This window comes from Streptomyces spinoverrucosus, from assembly GCF_015712165.1.
GTDB classification, from domain to species: domain Bacteria; phylum Actinomycetota; class Actinomycetes; order Streptomycetales; family Streptomycetaceae; genus Streptomyces; species Streptomyces spinoverrucosus_A.
Map to the genome: position 1 here is coordinate 1284693 of NZ_JADPZX010000001.1, position 20339 is coordinate 1305031.

At 70.1% G+C, this 20339-nt stretch carries 17 protein-coding genes; 6 read left to right on the forward strand and 11 right to left on the reverse strand.

Annotation, left to right across the window (positions count from 1 at the left end):
* Nucleotides 1–31: 31 nt before the first annotated feature.
* Together I2W78_RS05845 and I2W78_RS05850 are read right to left on the reverse strand one after the other, a co-directional pair.
* Complete coding sequence (locus tag I2W78_RS05845) at nt 32–1342, reverse strand: ADP-ribosylglycohydrolase family protein (RefSeq protein WP_374222639.1); 1311 nt, start codon at nt 1340–1342, stop codon at nt 32–34.
* Nucleotides 1343–1395: 53 nt separating this feature from the next.
* Entirely contained in the window at nt 1396–2406 is a 1011-nt protein-coding gene (locus I2W78_RS05850) for a LacI family DNA-binding transcriptional regulator (RefSeq protein WP_196457564.1), read from the reverse strand.
* Nucleotides 2407–2620: 214 nt separating this feature from the next.
* On the opposite strand from I2W78_RS05850, the gene I2W78_RS05855 reads away from it, so the two are divergent.
* The 5 genes from I2W78_RS05855 (at nt 2621) to I2W78_RS05875 (ending at nt 7157) form a co-directional block, all read left to right on the forward strand.
* On the forward strand, nt 2621–3613 hold the full coding sequence (locus I2W78_RS05855) for an ADP-ribosylglycohydrolase family protein (protein WP_307783609.1): 993 nt from the start codon (nt 2621–2623) through the stop codon (nt 3611–3613).
* Between the two features lie 46 nt (nt 3614–3659).
* Nucleotides 3660–4775, forward strand: a complete 1116-nt coding sequence (locus I2W78_RS05860) for an ADP-ribosylglycohydrolase family protein (RefSeq protein ID WP_196457568.1) — start codon at nt 3660–3662, stop codon at nt 4773–4775.
* Nucleotides 4776–4840: 65 nt separating this feature from the next.
* Nucleotides 4841–5092, forward strand: a complete 252-nt coding sequence (locus I2W78_RS05865) for a hypothetical protein (protein WP_196457570.1) — start codon at nt 4841–4843, stop codon at nt 5090–5092.
* 82 nt (nt 5093–5174) lie between these two features.
* Nucleotides 5175–6215 (forward strand): LacI family DNA-binding transcriptional regulator, encoded by a 1041-nt coding sequence (locus I2W78_RS05870; protein ID WP_196457572.1) that lies wholly within the window; start codon nt 5175–5177, stop codon nt 6213–6215.
* A gap of 318 nt (nt 6216–6533) precedes the next feature.
* A complete protein-coding gene (locus I2W78_RS05875) occupies nt 6534–7157 on the forward strand; it encodes a hypothetical protein (protein WP_374222718.1) in 624 nt (207 codons plus the stop codon).
* Nucleotides 7158–7585: 428 nt separating this feature from the next.
* Here the strand turns inward: I2W78_RS05875 and I2W78_RS05880 are convergent, their stop codons facing one another.
* The 6 genes from I2W78_RS05880 to I2W78_RS05905 form a co-directional block, all read right to left on the reverse strand.
* Nucleotides 7586–8236: a hypothetical protein gene (locus tag I2W78_RS05880; protein WP_307783937.1), complete on the reverse strand. Its 651-nt coding sequence runs from the start codon at nt 8234–8236 to the stop codon at nt 7586–7588.
* Between the two features lie 321 nt (nt 8237–8557).
* On the reverse strand, nt 8558–9412 hold the full coding sequence (locus tag I2W78_RS05885; RefSeq protein WP_196457578.1) for a hypothetical protein: 855 nt from the start codon (nt 9410–9412) through the stop codon (nt 8558–8560).
* 51 nt (nt 9413–9463) lie between these two features.
* Entirely contained in the window at nt 9464–10678 is a 1215-nt protein-coding gene (locus I2W78_RS05890) for a PucR family transcriptional regulator (RefSeq protein WP_196457580.1), read from the reverse strand.
* 62 nt (nt 10679–10740) lie between these two features.
* Complete coding sequence (locus tag I2W78_RS05895) at nt 10741–12129, reverse strand: DegT/DnrJ/EryC1/StrS family aminotransferase (protein WP_196457582.1); 1389 nt, start codon at nt 12127–12129, stop codon at nt 10741–10743.
* A gap of 445 nt (nt 12130–12574) precedes the next feature.
* Entirely contained in the window at nt 12575–14038 is a 1464-nt protein-coding gene (locus tag I2W78_RS05900; protein WP_196457584.1) for an aldehyde dehydrogenase family protein, read from the reverse strand.
* Nucleotides 14035–14934, reverse strand: coding sequence for an NAD(P)-dependent oxidoreductase (locus I2W78_RS05905; protein ID WP_196457586.1), 900 nt, complete (start codon nt 14932–14934; stop codon nt 14035–14037). The genes I2W78_RS05900 and I2W78_RS05905 overlap by 4 nt, the downstream gene beginning before the upstream one ends.
* Before the next feature lie 375 nt (nt 14935–15309).
* Between I2W78_RS05905 and I2W78_RS05910 the strand changes: the two genes are divergently transcribed.
* Nucleotides 15310–16008, forward strand: a complete 699-nt coding sequence (locus tag I2W78_RS05910) for an AAA family ATPase (RefSeq protein ID WP_196457588.1) — start codon at nt 15310–15312, stop codon at nt 16006–16008.
* 38 nt (nt 16009–16046) lie between these two features.
* On the opposite strand, the gene I2W78_RS05915 is transcribed toward I2W78_RS05910, so the two are convergent.
* From I2W78_RS05915 to I2W78_RS05925, 3 genes are all read right to left on the reverse strand, one after another.
* Entirely contained in the window at nt 16047–17969 is a 1923-nt protein-coding gene (locus tag I2W78_RS05915; RefSeq protein ID WP_196457590.1) for an ABC transporter ATP-binding protein, read from the reverse strand.
* A 329-nt stretch (nt 17970–18298) separates the two neighbouring features.
* Nucleotides 18299–19753: a carboxylesterase/lipase family protein gene (locus I2W78_RS05920; protein WP_196457592.1), complete on the reverse strand. Its 1455-nt coding sequence runs from the start codon at nt 19751–19753 to the stop codon at nt 18299–18301.
* A 156-nt stretch (nt 19754–19909) separates the two neighbouring features.
* Entirely contained in the window at nt 19910–20311 is a 402-nt protein-coding gene (locus tag I2W78_RS05925) for a tautomerase family protein (protein WP_196457594.1), read from the reverse strand.
* Between the last annotated feature and the right edge of the window lie 28 nt (nt 20312–20339).

Genomic DNA, 20339 nt, shown 5'->3' on the forward strand with positions numbered 1-20339 from the left:
GCCTGGTGAGGGTGGAGGACGGTCAGGGGAGTCATCGGTTCATCACCAGCCGTACGGTCCGGTCGGCGAGGTCGGAGATGCTGGAGCGGTCGAAGCCGCGGATGGCGCTGCGGGCCGTGTCGTTGAGCGGCTCGGTCCAGTGCGGCGGGAGTCGCTTGGCGCCGGTGATGATTCCGGCGACGCTGCCCGCGGTGGCTCCGTTGGAGTCGGTGTCCCAGCCGCCTTGCACGGTCAGCCCGACGGAGGTCGTGAAGTCGCCCTCTCCCCAGAGGAGTCCGGCCGTGACCAGGGCGGCGTTGTTGACCGTGTGGACCCAGGAGTAGTGCCCGTAGCGGTCTTCGATGGCGACACGGGCCGCCTCCCAGGTGTCGCCCGCCGCGTGCCGGTCGAGGACGAAGGTGACGGCCTCGGCCAGCCTGCTCCTGGGCGGAATGCAGGTCAGGGAGGTCTCGACGGCCTCGCGTGCGGTACCGGTGAACGCGGCGGCCACCAGCGCGGCGGCCCACATCTCGCCGTACACGCCGTTGGCGGTGTGGGACAGCGTCGCGTCGCGGTAGGCGAGTTCGGCAGCCGCACGTGGGTTGCCGGGGTGGACGTAGCCGAAGATGTCGGCGCGTATCTGAGCACCGATCCATTCGCGGTACGGGTTGTCGACCTTGCCCGCCTGCTCGGGCGGGAGCCCGATCGCGAGGTTGCGGTAGGCGACCCGCTCGGCGGTGAAGGTCTGGGTGTACGGGAGCCGGTCGAGCCATTCGGCGGCCACGTCGGCGGTGGTGAAGCCGAATCCGTACTCCTCCAGGAGGTGCAGCCCCAGGATCGTGTAGTCGATGTCGTCGTCGCGTGCGCTCTCGGTGATCCTGCCACGGGTGGTGACCGGCCAGAACTCGCGCAGCTCGAAGCCCGCGGGCATGGGGTCGAGGACGGGTATGTAGTCGCGCAGCGGATAGGCGCCTGCCAACTCCAGGTAGCCACGCAGATGTTGATACGTCCAGTGCTCGCCGTTCTCGACCGGCTTGCCCAGATTGCAGCCCGTGCAACGGCCGAGCCACGCGCCGAGCATCCGGTCCCTCAGCTCCGCTTCACCGATGGTCACCGCAGGGGCGGGGTCGGGCAGGCTCGCGAGGAAGTCAGCCGGCGACTCCGGCTCCTCATAGGGCCAGCTCGGCGTGCGAGTCGTGCTGTTGACCTCATCGAGGATCCGTCGGGCGGCGGCCGCTTCCTCATCGGCGGCCGCGCGGTGCCCGGCTGCGGCCAGATCCCCGAGCTCGAATCCGCTCTCCTGGCGCTGAGCGATCTCCCAGCGCAGCAGTTCCCGCGGATCGTGGGGCTGATGGTCGTGCACCGTTCATTGCTCCTGTCGGTTCAGTTCAAAGGGCTCAAAGGGTGGCGATGGGCTCAGGCGGACTCGCGGCGGACCAGCGTGTTGGCGATGACGAGCTCGTGCGACGGCTCGGCGGCTTCCGCCTCCTCGGCGGTCAGTTGCCGCAGCAGCGCCTGGCCGCAGGCGCGGCCCACCTCGCGTGCCGGGTTCACCACGGTGGTCAGCGCCGGGTGGACCAGGGACGCGGCGTCGATGTCGTCGTATCCGGTGACGGCGAGATCCTCCGGAACACGCAGGCCGCGCTTGCGCGCCGCATCCAGGACACCGATGGCGATGAGGTCGTTGGCGCAGGCGATGGCGTCCGGGCGGTCATCGCGGTCCAGGAGCGCCTCGGCCGCTTCGCGCCCCGCGTCACGGGTGAACTCACCGCGGACGACGAGGTCTTCGTCGACGACGTGCTCGACCTCGTTGATGGCCCGCCGAAAGCCTGCCTCGCGCCGGTCGCTGGGACCGGCGTGCCGGGCGCCGCCGATGTACGCGACCCGGTGTCGGCCCTGTTCGAGCAGGTAGCGGACCGCCTGGGCCATGCCGCCCTCGTCGTCGCTGCGGATCAGGTCGCCGAGGTCGGCGTCGAAGGGCAGCGCGCCGCCGAGCCGTACCAGCGGCATGAGCCGGCGGTGCGCCAGAAGGTCCTTGCGGGCGAGCTGGAACGGGGCGATGACCACCCCGTCGACCCGCCGCGTCGCCATGTCCCGCAGGAACAGCGTCTCCTGCTCCCTGCTTCCGTCGGTGTTGCAGACCACCGTGCGATAGCCGGCCGGCACGAGGACGTCGTCCAGGCCGCGCAGCACCATCGGATAGAAGGGGTTGGTCAGGTCGGGGACGATCAGTCCGACGGTCATCGTCCTACGGGTCCGCAGGCCCTGGGCGAGCGAGTTGGGCTGGTAGCCGAGCTCGTCGATCACCTCCAGTACCCGCGCCCTGGTGCGCTCGGCGACCGGACGGCGCCCCGACAGCACATGGGACACCGTCGTCACGGACACCCCGGCCCGTGCGGCGACCTCCGTCATCCCGATCTGCGGCACCCCTACCTCCATGCAAAACGTTTGGCGCGATGTGGCTGTCACGTTGACTGCACGCCTGTCGCGTTGTCAAGAGATGAACCACGTATTCCTCGATGATTTCAAGGCGGTTAAGCAAATACTTGGCCGCCCCTTGACGGCATACGAGGTGTCGGCTTCAGTTGGCGTGCAAATCGTCTTGCACTCCTGGTGCAGGGCTCGTGCAAGGAAGGTGCCAGTGACTTCAACCTTCGACCGCGTCTACGGCGCGCTCATCGGACAGGCGGTGGGCGACGCGCTCGGGGCGCCGACCGAGGGCCTCAGCCGGGCCCAGATCGTCGAGCGGTACGGCTGGGTGTCGGACTTCGTCGACGACGATCCGGCCGGCACGGACGACACCGAGTACGCGGTGCTGACCGCCCGGCTGCTGCTCGATCACGGCATGGAGCTGACTCCGGAACAGGTCGGTGCGGCCTGGACGCGGGATCTGGTCCATCAGGTGGGCGGGTTCTTCGGCGGCGGGTTCAGCGAGATGACCTCGATCAACAACCTGCGCGCCGCTCTCGCCCCTCCGGTGACCGGCAGTGACAACCATGAGCTGTGGAGCGACGGCGCCGCGATGCGGATCGCGCCGGTCGGCATCCTGTGCGCCGGCGATCCCGCCGAAGCCGCCCGCCTCGCGGCGATCGAGGCCCAGGTGTCCCATGCCAAGGACGGGATCTACTGTGCGCAGGTCGTCGCCGCCGGGGTCGCCGCCGCCATGACCGCTCAGTCGTGGGAGGAGGTGGTGGAGGCGGCACTGGCAGCCGCGCCCCTCGACTCCTGGACCGGGCGCACGATCCGCCGGGCGGTCGACATCGGCTCCGCGCACACGGAGCTCTCGGCCGCTCTCGACGACCTCTACGAGCGGATCTCGATCTTCCACTACCCCTTCGCCGATGTGGGTCCCGAGGCGACAGCCCTGGCCATGGGCGTGTTCGCGGCCGCCCGAGGCGAGTACGTACCGGCTGTGCTCGGCGGCGCCAACGTCGGCCGCGACGCCGACACCATCGCGGCGATGGCCGGTTCACTGGCCGGCGCCCTGCACGGCGCCGAGGCCGTTCCCGAGGAATGGCGCCGGCGCATCAACGCCGTACGCGGCCACTGCATCACCGCGACCGCCGGCACCGACCTGGCCGAACTCGCCCGCGAGCTGCACGCAGCGCTCCTCGCGGCGCAGACCGCCGCGTGATGTCGCCTCGTACCGCACCCGTACCCTTCGAGAAGGACCCTGCCGTATGACCGCACCAGCTGTGCCCGCCCTGTCCCCGCGCGATCGTGCCCGCGGGGCGCTGCTCGGACTCGCGATCGGGGATGCCGCCGGGCTGCCCGCCCTCTACCACCGCGGCGCCCGGTTCGGTGAACCGCGCCAGTGGCTCTGGCACTTCAGCGCCGAGGCGGACAGCAATCAGGTGTTGCGTTTCCCATTGCCGTTCACCCAGGGCCGCCCGGAACCGCTGGCCCTGTCCGGCACCGACGACACCGAGTTCGCCGTGGCCGCCGCGCTCATCCTCCTCGACGCGAGCGACGACGCCACCAGCGATGAACTCTTCGCAGGCTGGCGCAAGTTGGTGGTCGACCACGCCGACCAGGTCTGGTCCGGGATCGCGGAACGCTCCTCCATCGTCAACGCCCAAGCCGGCCTGGTGCCGCCCGCGACCGGGAACGACAACCCGGCGTACTTCGACGACGGCGCCGTGGCACGTGCGGTGCCCGTGGGGATCCGGCACGCCGGCCATCCCGATCGGGCGGCCGACGTCGCCACCCGCCTCGCCGAGATCACGCACGCCGACGACGGGGTCTGGGCCGCGGCCGCGATGGCGGCGGGCATCGCGGCAGCCCTGTCGGGTGCCGACGCGGCGACCGCCGTAGAGACCGGAGCGGCACGCATCCCGGCCGATTCCTGGCTAGCGCGGCAGATGGCACGAGCACTCGACCTCGCCGCGGCGGCCCCGACCCCGCTCGACCTGGTCGCCGACCTCAACGACCAAGTAGCGAACGCTTCATACAGCTTCGGCACGATCGCCCCCGAGACGCTGGCCTCGGCCTTCGCGCTCGTGCTCGCGACCGGCGGCGACCCGGTCACCGCACTGCCGCTCGCGGGGATGGTCGCCAAGCAGAGTGACAGCATGCCCCCGATGGTGGGCGCCCTCACCGGAGCCCTCGCCGGAGCCGCGGCCCTGCCCGTGCGGTGGCGGGAGAAGCTGGATCAGGTGCGCGGGCACTGCCTGCCGCACCTGGCCGGCACCTCGCTCACCGAGGTCGCCGACGAACTCGTCACGGCAGACGAACGGGACACCGCGCTCTCTGTCCCGGCCAGCGCCGGCTGGGCGGGCGGCGAACCGCGTGACTGACGTCCTCGTCATCGGCAGCCTCAGCCTCGACCTCGTCGAAGCCGTGGAGTGCCTGCCCCGGCTCGGTGCCGGACGTCACAGACGTCGCGGTCCAAGAGGACTGCCCGACCGGGACGGCGCTCATCACGGTCGAGGACAGCGGCGAGAACACGATCGTCCGCGGACAGTTCGCGCTCGCCTACGCGGCCGAGCTGCCTCTTGCCGATGCCCTCCGTCACGCCTGCGCGGCCGGTGGCATCGCCCCCACTGCGCACGGCACACAAACCGCCATGCCCGCTCCAGCACAGGTCGCGGAACCGCTGTCCCGCACGACGTGACCGCCGGCCCCGCATTACCCGTGACACTCACCTGCGCCACGGATCCCGACGCCTGGCGCTTCGGCCCACAGGAGCGTGCCGCATGGTGACGCGCCAGGACGTGGCACAGCGCGCGGGAGTCTCCCCGTCCGTCGTCATCTACGTGCTCAACCACGGCCCGCGCACCGTGGCCCCGACCACCCGGGACCGCGTACTGGCTGCCGTGCGCGACCTCGGCTACCGCCCCAAGAGCGCCGCCCGAGCGCTGCGCTTCGACCGCATTATGACGCTCGGCCTGGTCCTGCCGGACTGCACCAACCCCTACTTCACGGAACTGGCCGCCTCGCTGGAGAACCACGCCTGGTCCGCCGGATACACACTGCTGGTGGGCAACTCGGCGGCGGCACCGGAACGCGAGAGCGGGCACATCCGGGCCCTCCTCGACCGTCAGGTCGACGGGCTGCTGCTCGCTCCCGCCCACCGCACCCAACCCTGGTACGCCTCTCTCGCCCGGACCGGCCTGCCGGTCGTCGCCATCGACCGCGAGGTGTCGTCCCGCTCGATGACCCATGTGCTGGTGGACAACGAGCGCGGGGCCCGGGAGGCCACCGAGCACCTGCTGGCCCACGGCCGACGCCGCATCGGCTGCCTCGCGGGCCCGCCCGGTTTCAACCCCAGCAGAGACCGAGTGGTCGGCTGGCGCCAGGCACTGGAAGCCGCCGGCCTCAAGGCAGGTTCGGGCTCCGGAGGCCGCACCGGCTGGCAGGCGCGCCCGGCCGCCGCCCCGCTGCTGCACGGCGTCTTCGACCGCGGTGACGCATACCGGTCGAGCCGCGCCCTGCTCGCACACGACCGGAACGTCGACGGCCTGTTCGTCACGTCGGACGAACAAGCCAAGGGAGTGCTGCACGCCGCCAACGAACTGGGCATCCACGTCCCCGACGATCTCACCGTGATCACCTTCGACGGAAGCGTCGACAGCGCGTACACCAATCCCCCGCTGTCGACCATGCGGCAGCCGATCGAGCACCTCGGCCGTACCGCGATCGGACGGCTCCTGGACCGGATGAACGACCCCGACCTGCCACCCAGCCGCGACGTCCTCGCGGCACAGCTCATCACGCGTGCCTCCTGCGGCTGTTGACGTGGCGGAGCACCCGTTGACTCCGTTGACAGCTACGGTCTCCGCCCATGACTCAGGATCTGCCCCACTCCCTGCCCTCGGCCCCCTCAAACGCCACCGGCCCGTCCCGGCGACAACTCCTCATCACCGGCGGCGCGGGCCTCGCCATGGCAGGCCTCGCCGCCTCCGGCCCGCAAGCCTCGGCCACCACCACGCCACAGACCTGCTACGCGCTCTCACCGGAAGCCACCGAAGGCCCGTACTACCTGGACTACGACCTGTTCCGCCTACCTGGACTACGACCTGTTCCGCCGCGACCTGACGGAGGACCGGGCCGGCATACCCCTCACCCTCCGCCTGGCGTTCATCGACGTACACACCTGCCATCCCCTGCGCGGCGCTGCCATCGACATCTGGAGCTGCGACGCGGTGGGCCTGTACTCCGGCTACCTCAGCGTCGGAAACGACACGCCGCCGCCCCCAGGGGGCGCGCATCAACCCCCCACCGACCAGCGGAAGTTCCTGCGCGGATCACAGATCACCGACCAGCGCGGTGAGATCGAGTTCCGCACCATCTTCCCCGGGTGGTACATCGGCCGAGCCGTCCACATCCACGTCAAGGTCCACGTCGGCGGCGAGCTGACCCCGCGCGGCTACGCCGGCGGCCAGGTCTGCCACACCGGACAGGTGTACTTCGCCGAGGAAGCGGTCCTGGCCGGCGCCCGCGTCGCCCCGTACAACACCAACACCGTGACCCGCACAACGCTCGACGAGGACCGCTTCTACGGCGGTCGCGGCAGCATCGACGGCCTGCTCGACCTCTCCTACCGCGCGGGCGAAGGCGCGCGGGTTCCAGGATTTTTGGATGTCAGGCCGCAGGAACTCGCATGCGACTACTGGATCCTAGGCCCCCTGCGTACGGGTTCGGCCTCTACATCGGCACAGCGGTTAGGGCACGCCTAGTGCTGTGACCGCGCGCGAAGATAGCAGACACTGCCCCCAGCTGTCCCGAAATGCTTCGCCACCTGTTCGTTCGCCGCCGTCCCGCACGGCGGCATGAAGTCGCCGCATATGCGGGGGAGGTACCGCCAGCGGCGGATCCCCGTGACCACGAGATCACAGATTTTGACGGTCAAGAAAGTGACGAGTGGCGGGGCGACCGCGCCGATGACTCCCTCAACACGCTCCCCGCCGACGGCTTCGGCCACTCGGTCGCTCACACCGACTGACGAGTTTGTGTAGAACGGCTTTTCCGGCATCGACGCCGCCGGGAAGGAGCTGGAGCTTCAGAAGGCGCTGAAGCTGGCGTACGACATCAATGAGGCCGCCATCGACCAGGAGGTCATCCTCGCCGTCCCTGTCGTAGTGACAGGTCTGGGGCAGCGCCCCGCTCAGAGCTTCTCGCCGCGCGCGTACGGGCCGAGGAGTTCTCGGAACGCGGCGTCGCCGGGGGGCTGGAACTCCTTGGTGTCCGTGCCTCGTTCGACGAACGGTGTGCAGGTGACGGAGGTACGACCGGAAATACGGTGGGTGCCGAGCACACGGCCGGTACGGGCCTCCAGAACCCGCACCTCGTACCGGCCCTCGTAGTGGGAGATCTCCCGGCTCGCTTCGGTGGGCAAGTGGTACCGGCACACCTTGAGGAGCTTGCCCAGCCCCTCGTACCGGGCGCAGGCGACGAGTTGTACCCGCTCGGGGAGGGGCGTGAACGGGTCGGTGCGGTCGTAGCCGCCACTGCCCTTGAACTGGTGCAGCAGCCCGTTGACATGGACAACCAGAGGGTGGGGCCCCGACGCCGAGACACGTGCGGCCCGGGGGACCGGACGGCTTCCGTCCTCCTGGCACAGGCCGCCGAACGAGAAGAGGTTGAGGCGGGTTTCCACCGGGCTCTCGGGCGCCGGGGCCGTCGGCGTGATGGGCTGGCCGGAGGAGCTTGGGGCGACGGAGAAGGCCGGGGTCGCGGCGTCTGTGCCGGGGTTGCCGTCGCCGCCTGAAGGCCGTCCCAGCAGCCCGATCAGGACCGCGACCGCCGTCAAGACCACTACCCCGGCGCCGTAGCGTACTCGTCGAGACACCGTGCTCGCCCCCTTCCGGCGTCATCGCCCGCCGATTTGCTCTCCCCCGGTGCCCCCGGGCGGTGATTTTAGCCGGTGCGTTTACCTGTGACCGATGGGGAAGCGGGCCCGGGTGTGCCGCCAGCACGCCCGGGAACACCCTCGCCGTGCCGGGCCAAGTTGGTCACCACCACCTTGAGGTCGATCAAGCCCATCGAGGCGGACCCGCACCCCTCCTGGCGTCGACGTCGGTAGCCGCTAGCGAAAGCCGTTGATCTTGGCTCTGCTGGTCGATGGCTGCCGCTCGCCTCATCGGGGAAGCTTCGCGGTGCGTTCGGGGTGAGCCGCAGTGATGTACCGCATTGCGGTCTGGGAGGAGATGCCGAACAGCCGCATCAGGTGAAGCGGGTCGTCGACCTCGAACGCCTCGTCGCGGATCCGGTCCTGCCGTAGCGTCGACATCGTGAGTCCGGCGGGCCGGAAGATGCCGCTGAACGTGGTGCCGATGGGTGAGTGAGTGGTGTCTGCCGCGGTCCATCGGTTGATCAGCAAATGCGGGTTGGTCGTCACCGGCCAACGGCGGTGACGTTCCCGGAGCCATGCTGAGGCGCAGCGGTAGGTGAGTTCGTCCAGGTAGATGATGTGCCGTTTGCCGGGACGCCGGACGACGAGCCGCTCACGGGACAGGTCGAGGTCGGTGAGTAGAAGGTGACGGATGTCGGTGCCGCTGAGCGCATGGACGCAGACCAGCACCATCACGAGGCGCTGGAAGTCGTTCTGCGCGTGGCTGAGGACGCCGGCCAGCCGGTCCGAGGGCACGGAAGGCGGGGTCTTGTTGATCCCGGCGAAGACGAGGCCGCGGGTGGGATCGCGGAAGATCACGGCCTCTTGCCGAAGGGCTCGGAAGACATTGCGCAGGACGATGTGGATCGAGCGGGCCGGCGTCCCCTTGCGGGTGGCGATGGCCTTTTTGACGTCGTCGCGGGTGATCTCGCGCAGGCTCTCGACACCGTCCGCGAGCCACCGCTGGAGGATCGGGTCGAGGACATGCCAGTAGCGGGCGATGCTCCGGTAGGTGCGGCCGGTGTGCTCCCACTTGCCCTTGCCGCGCACGCCATCCACCGCGGAGTCCGAGCGGAACTGACCCTCGGAGTCGACCCGCACGCCACGCCTCCGCCGACAGCTTGACGGGCAGGAAGAGGCGACGAGAAGGCGTCACACGCGGGGACGGCGCTGCCAGCGAGCGGCCTTGATCGCCACGTGCAGTTCCAGGCGGGTGGGGCCTTCGAGCGGGTCGGCACCGATGGCGTCCTTGATCCTGCCCAGGCGGTAGTAGAGCGTCGTGCGGTGCAGGTGGAGGATGTCGGCGACCTGGTTGACGCTGCTGTGGTCGTAGTAGACCTCCAGGGTGTGCAGCAGCTCGCCCTGGGTGTCGGCCGCCCTGAGCAGGTCGTAGAGGTCTGACTGCTGGGGGACGTCGCTACGCAGGTGCCGGGCGAGGAACCGGTACGGTCCGATGCTGTGCCAAGAGGCCAGCGGGCCGACGGCCGGGTCGACGGCCGCGGCCTGGCCGGCGATGACGGCCTGCTGGTAGGCCTCGGGGAGCCGTCCGGTGTCCCTCAGCGGGGCGCTGACACCGGTGAAGACAGTGGCGCCGGAGCCGCTGTGGGCCTGAGTGCTGGTGATGGCTGCGGCCAGGTCCTCGTGCAGGCGCGACGACGTGTCGGCTCCGTGGCTCGAGCGCACAAGACAGGTGGTGTGGGTGTCCTGCACGGAGCCGGCCAGGACATGACTGTGAGCGGACAGGGTCTGGTGCAGGGCGACCCGCAGCTGGGTGGCCTCGATGTCGCTGCGGTGGCCGGCAGCGAAGGCGGCGGCGTGGAAACAGACCAGGACGTGCACCGTGTCGAGCGCGTACAGCGTCGGCCAGGTGCGCAGGTCCTCGATGGCGTTCTGGTCGCCGCGGCAGGCGTGCTGGAAGACCGCTTCACGGTCGCGGCGCTCCTCGACCCGGGGGTCGGCCTTGTCGTACTGCAAGGCGGCCAGGGTTGTGATCTGCTCCGACAGCGTGTCGAGCCGGCTGAGGACGGCCTCGGAGGACCAGGTGTCGTCGGCCTGAAGGACCCACAGGGTGCCGGTCTTGACGCCGTGGTGCAGCAGTGGGACGCACAGCCGGGCCAGCATGCCGAGGTCGGGGTTGGGCGGGACCACGACGGGCTCGGTGGCCGTGGCGACGCCGTGCCGGTTCTGCCAGGCCCGGATGTCGTCGGGGACGGCCCGGGTGAGCAGGGAGCGGATACGGGCTTCGTCGGCGCGCCCCTGCTGTGCGCTGTAGGTGACCAGCCGGCCGCCGAGGTCGTCGACGGAGACGCCTTTGCCCAGCACGGCGGCGATCTCGTCGACGATGTCCTGCATGTCGGTGTCGGCCATGCTCTGTGGTCCTCGGGTCGGTTCAGCTGGGAGGGAGGCGGAGAGGCGGCGGTTCCTGCCTGTCAGGTTATGCGCCGGATGGTGCGTCGGTGCTGATCCGTACCCGGCTGATCCGTACCCGGCTGGTGCGTGTTCCACAGGTCGCGGCCCAGTGCGGCGCGCAGTTCGGCCGCGCGGTCGGTACTCGGGGCCACGGTGTTGATGAGGGCGTGGTGGACGGCGGCGGCGATGTGCGCCATGGTCGCGGTGTCGGCGCCGCGGCGGACGATTTCCTGCGTGCCCAGCCGGATGCCCTGGGCGGGGCCGTCGGGCGTCTGCCAGGGCAGGCGGCAGGTGCCGGCGTAGATGCCGTGGGCGGCCAGGCGGCCGACGGCGGGGGTGCCGCCGCCCAGGGCGGTGGCGTCCAGGACGACTTGGTGGGTGCGGGTGTAGCCGCGGTGGGCGCCCAGGACGGCGTAGCCGTGCGCGGCGAGATGGTGTCCGAGGCGCTGGGCCGTAGTGATGGTCGGGCCGGCCCAGGAGGGCTGCTGTTCGACGGCTTCGGCGGCGGCGACGGCGAGGGGGCCCAGGCGTGCGGGGTCGTAGTTGGAGCTCATGACGGGGTAGGCCGCATGTGAGATGGCCTGGGCGAGTTCGGGGTCGTTGGTGACCGCCGCGCCGCCGGCGGGGCCGGCGAAGGTCTTGTAGGTGGAGAAGGTCACGACGTGGGCGCCTTCTGCCAGGGGGTCCTGGAAGTAGCCGGCGGCGATGAGTCCGGCGGTGTGGGAGGCGTCGTAGGCCAGCAGGGCGCCGATGCGGTCGGCGGCCGCGCGCAGGACTGTGAGCCGGTGGGGGAAGAGGGTGACGCTGCCGCCGACGAGGATGAGCTTGGGCCGGTGGGCGGTGAGGAAGACGTCCAGGACGGTTTCGTCGACGTCGAAGTCGACCGGGTTGTAGGGCAGGTAGGTGACCTTCAGGCCGCGGATGCCCGCGGTGGCGTGTGCGTGGTGGCTGGCGTGGCCGCCGGCCTCCGGGGAGAGCACGGCTATGGTGTCGCCGGGCTGGGTGAAGGCGCTGTACAGGGCGAGGTTGGCCATGGTCGCGGTCAGGAAGCGGACCTCGGCGTGGGCTGCTCGCATGGCCCGGGCCACCTGTGTGGTGGCGATGACTTCGAGGGCCTCGATCTCCTGGACGCCGGTCTGGAGTTTGCCGCCCGGCCAGCCCAGCGCGGGCCGGGTGGACAGGTCGGTGTCGTGGGCGGCGCGTACGGCCGGGGAGAGGACGTTGGTGCCGGCGTACAGCACGAGGCCGTCGGTGCCGATGCGCTGGTGGTGGGCGTCCAGGACGCCGCTGACCGCGGCGGCCACGTCGGCCGCGGACTCCTCGCGGTGCCGCGACTCGAGTTCGTGCAGGCGCCGGCGGCCGGCGGCATCGGCCCAGGGCGCGATCGCGGAGGCGGGGGCGGTGGTCACGAGAGGTGTCTCCTTGCCTGGGCAGGTTCTGGTCTGGCGCTGGGTGGCGGGCTGCCGACGTGGTTCGGCAGCCCGCCGTGCGGGCCCCAAGGGACAGGGGCCCGCAGGTCGCCGGTGCGGGCGGCGACCTACCGGGACGACCGGGGCCGGACCCCGGCGCGCCCGGCGGCCCGGTGTCAGTCCACGACGCGTGCCGCGGACTCCTCGGCCGCCGTGGCGACGTCGGGCACCGGGCCGGGCGGCTGATGGGCTGCGGCCCGGGCGGTGATCCTCGGTTTGGCGTAGAGGTGGCCGCCGACAAGGGCAGCCGCCCAGATCGGCAGGGCGTACAGCGCGATGCGGTGGTTGTCGGCGGACAGACCGCGCGGGTCGGTCGGTTTCGGCGACGCCTGTCGGACGTCGTGCTGGTGGGGGTGTACGACCGGGGCGGCGCGCCGCCCCGGGGTCAGGCCTGGTAGGCGATGGTGAAGCTCTTGTGCTGGGTGAAGCTCTCCAGCGCGCCGTCGACGGAGTACTCGCGGCCCAGGCCGGACTGCTTGATGCCGCCGTAGGCCATGCCGGGGATCTGGCCGCCGCCGCGATTGATCTGGATCCAGCCCACCTGGAGCTTGTTGGCGGTGCGCAGCGCCTTGTCGATGTCCTTCGACCAGACGTACCCGGCCAGGCCGTAGCGCGAATCGTTGGCGGCCGCGACGGCCTCGTCCTCGTCGCGGAAGGGAATCACGACCAGGACGGGACCGAAGACTTCCTCTCGGGTGATCTCCCAGTCGGCGCCGACGCCGCTGATCACGGTCGGTGCGATGTAGTAGCCGTCCTGGTCGACGGGCTGTTGCACGCCGCCGGTGATCAGCTTGCCGCCCTTGTCGAGGCCCGACTGGATGTAGTGGCAGACCTTGTCGTACTGGGGTCGGCTGACGATGGCGCCGATGTCGCTGTCCTCGTCCAGCGGGTCACCGATCTTCAGCTGGGCGAGCTTGGCGGTGAGCTTGTCCAGGAACGAGTCGAAGATGTCCTCGTGCAGGTACAGGCGTGAGCCCGCGGTGCAGGACTGGCCCTGCCGGGTGAAGCGCATGCCCGCGATGACACCGTCGACGGTGGCGTCGTCGTCGGAGTCGGGGAAGACGATGACCGGGGACTTGCCGCCCAGCTCCAGGGTGACGGGCACGATCCGGTCCGCGGCCGCCGCCAGGATGCCGCGCCCCACCCCCGTGGAACCGGTGAAGGTCAGCTTCGCGATGTCGGGGTGGGAGGCGATCCGTGCCCCTGCCACGGAGCCCGGGCCGCAGATCACGTTCAGCACGCCGTCGGGCAGGATCTCCGCCGCCCACTGCGCTAGGCGCAGCACGCCCAGCGGGGCAAGCTCCGCCGCCTTGAGGACGAGGGTGTTGCCCGTGGTCAGCGCCATGGCGATCTTCAGGGCGGACAACTGCACCGGTGCGTTCCACGGCACGATGCCGCCGACCACGCCCAGCGGCTCCCGGACGGTGTAGGAGAGCAGGCCGTCGCCCAGGGGGAGGGTCTCGCCCTTCTGCTCGGAGGCCACCTGCCCGTAGTAGCGGAAGATGTCCACCGCCGAGGCGGCCTCGCCGCGGGCCTGGGTGCGCAGCGCGTTGCCGGTCTCGGAGGCGATGATCCGCGCCAGTTCCTCCTGGTGCTCGGCGATCTTGTCACCGAGCTTGATCAGCAGGGCGCCGCGCTCGCGGGAGGGCTTGGCCCGCCAGGCGGGGAACGCCGCCTTCGCCGCCTCGACGGCCCGGTCGACGTCCGATGCTCCGGAGGAGGGCACACGCGCGATGACCTCGCGGCGCCCGGGGTTCTCCACCTCGATCCAGTCGCCGGAGTCGGCGGGTCCCCAGGCGCCGCCGATCAGCTGGTGGACGAAGGGGGTCTCGATGTCGGTGGTGCTCACTTGGTGTTCTCCTTGGTCTGCAGGCGGACGTCGGCGAAGTCCTCGTAGAACTCGACGACGCTGGTGAAGTCCTTGCCACCGCGGCCCAGTTGGCGGCCGATCGTGAACAGGTCGCGGACGGTGTTCGACAGCGGCAGCGGAACCGGACCCGAGGCGGCGGAGGACAGGAACAGACTCAGGTCCTTGTGCATGAAGTCCAGGGCGAAGCCCGTGGGCCGCTCGGCTGTGAACAGGGTGCGCGGGAAGTAGCTGGACAGCACGTTGCTGTTGGCCGAGCTCTTCGTCAGCACGCTCACCGCGATGTCGAGGTCGACGCCCTGGCGCACAGTCGTGGTCAGCGCCTCTCCCAGTGCCGCGATGTTGATGGCGGTGATCAGGTTGTTGGCGAGCTTGACGACCTGGCCGCTGCCGCTGTCCCCGACCCTTACGACGCTGCCCGCATAGGTCTCCAGCAGCGGGCGCACCCGCTCCAGGGCGGCTTGGTCACCCCCCACCATGACGGCGAGGGTGCCGGCCTCCGCTCCCTGGACACCGCCGCTGACCGGGGCGTCCAGGAAGCTCGCGCCTGCTTCGCCGGCAGCGGCCGCGAGGGCCCGCGAGGTGTCGGGGTCGATCGTGCTGTGGTCGACGATCACCGTGTCGCCGGCCGTGTGCGGCAGGATCTCCCCGACGACCGAGGACACGATGGCCGGGTTCGGCAGACTCAGGAAGACCGCCCGGGCCCCGGAGGCGGCGTCGCCGGCCGAGGACGCCGCACGGGCCCCGGCATCCACCGCGGCTTCGACCGCGGCGGCGTTCAGGTCGAAGACGGCCACGTCATGCCCGGCCTTCACCAGATGGGCGACGACCCGTCCACCGATGTTCCCCAGCCCGATGAAGCCGACTGTTGCACTCATCACAAAGCTCCGATCTCAGCAGCCCCGGCCCGGTCCCCACACCGGTGAGGCGGCCGGAATCCGACGGTTCGCAGACCGTACGGGCGGCGCGAGATCGGTCACTACCAGCAGATGCCGGAACCTTCACCCGGCTTCTTCCGACATTTGTCGTACGCCGTGGTGACCCGATGGCGGTGGACCGGACGTGCAATTCCGGTCGGCGCTGCGCTCCAGTGGTGTATCTGCGCCGCGACCGTCGAGCAGGCGCGGCAGGAAGGCGGCAACAAAAGGTGAATCTTCGGGCCTCAGGGTCTCGGCCTCGCCAGTAGGTGTCGTCACTGGCTTCGAGTGATCTCCTTGGAATAACGGTGGTGCTCGCTTGGAGGAGAGAGCGCGATGGCCGATGCACCGCGCAGAGTCGGGCTGATGGATCGACACGCCTTGGTCGCGGCCCTGGATCTCGCCGCACGGCAGCGAGTGACGATCATCTCGGCGCCCGCGGGCAGCAGGAAAACGTCTGTGTTGCGTGCCTGGGCCGCTCAGTCGGGTCAGCAGCGCCGCATCGCGTTCGTCTCGGTCCGGGGCGGCCAGAACGACGCGCAGTTGTTCTGGCTCGATCTGATCGGCGCGATCCGTGGTGCTCTGGACGAGGCGGCGGAGCCGCCGGCTGCGTCGCCCGCCTTCGACGGCACTGCCATGGTGGACCGGGTCCTGTCGGAGCTCGCCACGACCGACGACCCCATCACGCTGATCATCGACGATCTTCATTGGCTCAGTTCGCCGGACCCCTTCGAACAACTCGCGTCGCTGCCGACCCACCTGCCCCGCCAGCTCACGCGATCCTCGCCACCCGCCGCGATCTTCCCCTCGGGCTCCTCCTGCTACATCTCGGACGATTTCGCGCCGGGTCTTGCCCTGACCCCGGACAGCGCGGCGAAGGGCGCCTCACTGCCCAGGCGTTCCGGGATCGGTGAGCACCGGCATCATCGTCGACAGCCCCTCGTTCTCCCGGACGGCGTCGGCCGGTCCGGGAGCAGCGGTTGTCCGCCGCCCCCGGAGCGCGGTTTGCCTCGTGCGACGGACGTATCGGCGTGACGTCGGCTGCGGTCAAGGATGTCCGGAAAGCGATTCGGTCACGTGGACCCGGTGCTCGTGCGAGCGTGCGACGACGTCGTCTCGCGGTCCGCGTCCGGCGCCGGGTCGGGCGGTCCGGGCAGCCCGCTGGGGTTGGCTTCTGGGACCGGGCGTCCGAGGGGCGGCTCGGCGCTCTCGCCGAGGAAGCCGCCCGACTGGTGCCGCCACAGCTTGGCGTAGGCACCGTTCGCCGCGAGCAGTTCCTTGTGGGTGCCCTGCTCGACGACGCTTCCGCGGTCGAGGACGACGAGACGGTCCATGCCGGCGACGGTGCTCAAACGGTGCGCGACCACGAGGGCCGTACGTCCGTCCATCAACCGCCACAGGGCGTCCTGGACGAGGAGCTCGCTCTCCGAGTCCAGCGCGCTGGTCGCCTCGTCGAGCAGCAGGATCGGGGCGTCGCGCAGGATGGCCCTGGCGAGGGCCACGCGCTGGCGCTGGCCGCCCGAGAGTTTCACCCCCCGCTCCCCCACCAGAGTGCCGAAGCCGTCGGGGAGTTGGTCGGCGAACTCCGTGACGTGCGCGGCCGCGGCCGCCGCGTGAATCTCCTCGTCGGTGGCGCCGGGCCGGGCGAAGGCGATGTTGTCCCGCAGGCTGCGGTGGAACATGGCGGGTTCCTGCGGAACGTAGGCGATCAGTGAGCGCAGGTCGGTCTGGCGCAGCCGGCTGATGTCCTGCCCGCCGATCAGGATGCGTCCGCCGTCGACGTCCGACATCCTCAGCAGGAGCCGGGTGAGTGTGGTCTTGCCGCCACCGGACCTGCCGACCAGGCCGATACGTGCGCCGTCGGGAACGTCCAGGTCGAGTCCCAGGAAAATCGGCTTCCCGCCCGTGTGAGCGAAGGTGACCGAGGTGAAGCGGATGCCGGCGTCCCGCGGTGCGAGCGGTTCGGGTTCCGTCGGGTCGAGCACGGTGGGCGGATCCAACAGCAGCTCGGTGAACTGGGCGGCCTCGGTCATCGAGCTTTCCAGCCGCCGGTAGATCTGGTTGAACTCGAACATGATCTGGGTCGCGTTGGAGTAGTAGGTGAAAGCGACGACGACCTCCTCCACTCCCTGGCCCGAGCCGCCGAAGGCGATGGCGACCAACAGGCCCAGCACGTTGGTCAGCACGGACATGGGGGCGATCAGGGTGTCGACGCGCAGATTGCCGTAGTCCCACGACCGCAGCGTCAGGCGCCGGGAGTCCGCGACACGGCTGCGGTGTTCGTCGGCCTCCCGCCGCTCGGCCGCGAACGCCCGGATGGTCTCCATGTTCATGAGGCTGTCGGCGACGTGGCCGGAGACCCGGGCGAGCGCCGCCTCACGGTCGTTGACGAGCCTCTGCCGACGACGGATCAGAGGTGTCGCGGCCACCACGGTCAGCGCGATCATCACAAGAAGGCCGGCGACGAGCATCGGTTCGTAGCTCCACAGCACCACGGCACCGAACACCAGGGGGACGAGACTGCCCACGATCCGGTACGTCACCGTGTCGACGAAGTCCTCGAAGCGCTTGCCGAAGCTCAGCACCCGTTTGGTCAGGGAGCCGGCGAAGTTGTCGTGGAAGAAGGCCGCGTCCTTGGCGAGGAGTTCGTCCATGCCGCTCACGTACAGGTGTTCCATACCGAGGGCGTCCACGCGGTTCAGGCAGTGCTGCCCGATCCGCCACACGGCCTCGGCGACCAGCAGCGTCACGCCGAAGCCCAGCACGTACGGCAGCGCCGAGCTGAGGGTGAGACCGCCGTCGTGGGCGGCCTGTCCTGCCAGTTTGGCGATCAGCAGGGGGGCGACGTAGCGGATACCGATGTTGCCCACGGCCGGCAGCAGCAGCGCGGGCAGGGCCAGCCGTCGTAGTCGCAACAGCTCCCGGCCGTAGCGGCGCAGCGCCAGAACGACCGCGCTCCTGCCCGGCGCCGGCCCTCGCGTATCTGTTGTCCCCATCACACTCCCGGAGGTTCGGAAGTCGGAAGTGTCCCGTTGAGAGAGGGTCTCAGTCCAGGCATTTACCGCGGACTGGCGAGAACCGGACACCGCCGCGTTCAGCGTACGGAGCGGACGTATCTCGGCATCACGAAGAAGACGAGGAGCGCTATGGATGCCAGGGTGAAGGGGGAGCGGACGCACCCATGGGTTCCAGTTCGCGAACCGGTCGGCGATGGTCAGGGAGTACAGCCGGTCCGAGGTGTAGATGGTGACCAGCAGGGTCAGGAAGTCGGCCCAGTGAGGAATGGTCGGCTTGCGGAAGATGTGCTTCATGACCCTGTCCTCTCTCAGCCGAAGTGGCGGATGCGGGCCGCGGTGGCGGGGGCGTACGGCAGGCAGTCGCCGGCCGTACCGGCGGTGACGAACTCCGCGACAACGGTCGCGAATTCGCGGCCAAGGGCACGCTCGGCGTCACCGGCCCCGGCGAGGACGGGGCTGCCGGGGTAGGCGTCGAAGGTGCCGAAGAGGAAGGGCAGTTCGGCGCAATGGGTGGCGCCCAGGGCGTACGGGTCCTCGGCGGGGGCGTGGTCGAACTCGTAGACGTAGGTGGTGTTGCCGCCGGCCGCGTGATGATCGGCGATCTGAAGCGAGCCGTCGCGGAAGAGGCCGTCCGTCTGTACCGCGGTGAAGATCTCTGCCGGTGACGCCTGCGGGAGGCGGGCCGCGTGCTGCTGGTAGACGTCCTGGGCGGCCTGCCGGCCGATCTGGGCGGTGAGCACGTCCAGGGCGTCTGTGGTGGTGAGGTTCTGGATACGGGGATCGAAGGCGAAGAAGGCCGTCGCCTCGTCGCGGGTGGTGCCGATCAGCAGCGCCTTGCCCTCCAGATCGCCGTCCGCGAGCGCCTGTTGCCGGGTGCGGGGCAGGCCGGGTGCACCGAGGACCGGGTACATCGGCGGGGCCGCGTTGCCCGGCGCCGCGAGCTGCACGGAAAGCCGGCCATAGGCGTCCAGCAACTGCTCGACCGGCAGGGCGCGCAGGGCCTTCGCGGTGTCCGTGCCGGCCGGGATGCCCAGCAGGCGCAGATAGGCGTCGGCGTGCTCCGCGGCCTGGTGCGCATCCTGCGGGTTCAGGCCGAAGGGGCCGCTCTGCAGCAGCACTCGGGTGATGGAATCGTTCGTTGCGGGGTCGAGGGCGAGCATCAGGGCGGAGTAGGCACCGGCGGACTGCCCGCCGACGGTGACGGTCCGCGGATCGCCGCCGAAGGAGGCGATGTTGTCCTGGACCCAGCGCAGGACGGCGGCCTGGTCCTGGGGGCCGAGGTTGGCGGCGCCGATCTCCGGCAGGTAGAGGTAACCCAGCGGCCCCAAACGGTAGTTGGCGGTGACGACGACGATGTCGCCCAGAGCGGCCAGTCGGCCGCCGTCGTACCAGTCCCAGCCTCCGGAGCCGCTGGTGAAGCCGCCTCCGTGCCACCAGACCAGGACCGGGCGGGCCGCACCGTCCTCCAACGCCCGGCGCGGGGTGAAGACGTTGACGGTCAGGCTGCCGTCCTCGTTCCAGTCCGGCACGCGCTGCCCCTGCACCTTCTCCAGCCGGGAGGCGGCCTGCGGCACGGACGGTCCGGCCTGCACCGCCTCCCGCACGTCCGTCCAGCCCGGGTGCGGCTGCGGCGGCGCGAACCGCAGCTCGCCGACCGGCGACGCGGCGTAAGGGATGCCCCGGAAGGAGACCACCCCGCCCTCTGCGACGCCGCTGACCTTGCCGCGGTCCGTGTTCACTGTCCGGCCCTCGATGCCCGTCATGGTGCTCACTTCTCTCGTCTCGGTTGCTCTGGGACCGTTTCTAGGCCGGGGAAAGCATCCCGAGCCAGCGGTACCCATCCGAAGCGAGAAAAAAGGACAGAAGGTCTCGCGATATGGAGAAAGTGCGCCACCGTCTCGATGAAACAGACAGCCGGATCACCCCGACGGGGTGCGCAGCCAGTCCTTCTCTTCTCCGGGCTCGGGCAGGGACCGGCCGGCCGCGACGGCGGACCGCGCGGGACTGTCCTGGATCACCACCAGGACGTCCTTCTCCTGCACTCCTGCGATGCGGGAGACCGCCGCGGACAGTTCGAGTGCCAGACGGGTCGTCTCCTCCTGCGGATGTCCACGCCGGGCCCAGCCGGTGAGCAGCAGCGGTACTCCCGGTTCCCCGCCCACGAAGACGGAGTCCTTGGGGAGTTCGGAGAAGAACACGTTGACGAAGGCGGGCGGTACGTGGTTGATGTCCACGTGAATCCTGGTGATTTCGGCGGCCAGTTGGGCCTTGGTTTCGGCGGTCAGTGTTCCCTGAGCCGTGGTGCATGCGTAGATGGGCACGTCTGCTCCTGCGGATTGAGTCGAAGGC

Bases quoted from the DNA above. Each gene is read 5' to 3' on its own strand.
- I2W78_RS05890 (WP_196457580.1), bottom strand. From the start codon at position 10,678: ATGGCCGACACCGACATGCAGGACATCGTCGACGAGATCGCCGCCGTG.
- I2W78_RS05915 (WP_196457590.1), bottom strand. From the start codon at position 17,969: ATGGGGACAACAGATACGCGAGGGCCGGCGCCGGGCAGGAGCGCGGTC.
- I2W78_RS05910 (WP_196457588.1), top strand. From the start codon at position 15,310: ATGGCCGATGCACCGCGCAGAGTCGGGCTGATGGATCGACACGCCTTG.
- I2W78_RS05870 (WP_196457572.1), top strand. From the start codon at position 5,175: ATGGTGACGCGCCAGGACGTGGCACAGCGCGCGGGAGTCTCCCCGTCC.
- I2W78_RS05920 (WP_196457592.1), bottom strand. From the start codon at position 19,753: ATGACGGGCATCGAGGGCCGGACAGTGAACACGGACCGCGGCAAGGTC.
- I2W78_RS05860 (WP_196457568.1), top strand. From the start codon at position 3,660: ATGACCGCACCAGCTGTGCCCGCCCTGTCCCCGCGCGATCGTGCCCGC.
- I2W78_RS05905 (WP_196457586.1), bottom strand. From the start codon at position 14,934: ATGAGTGCAACAGTCGGCTTCATCGGGCTGGGGAACATCGGTGGACGG.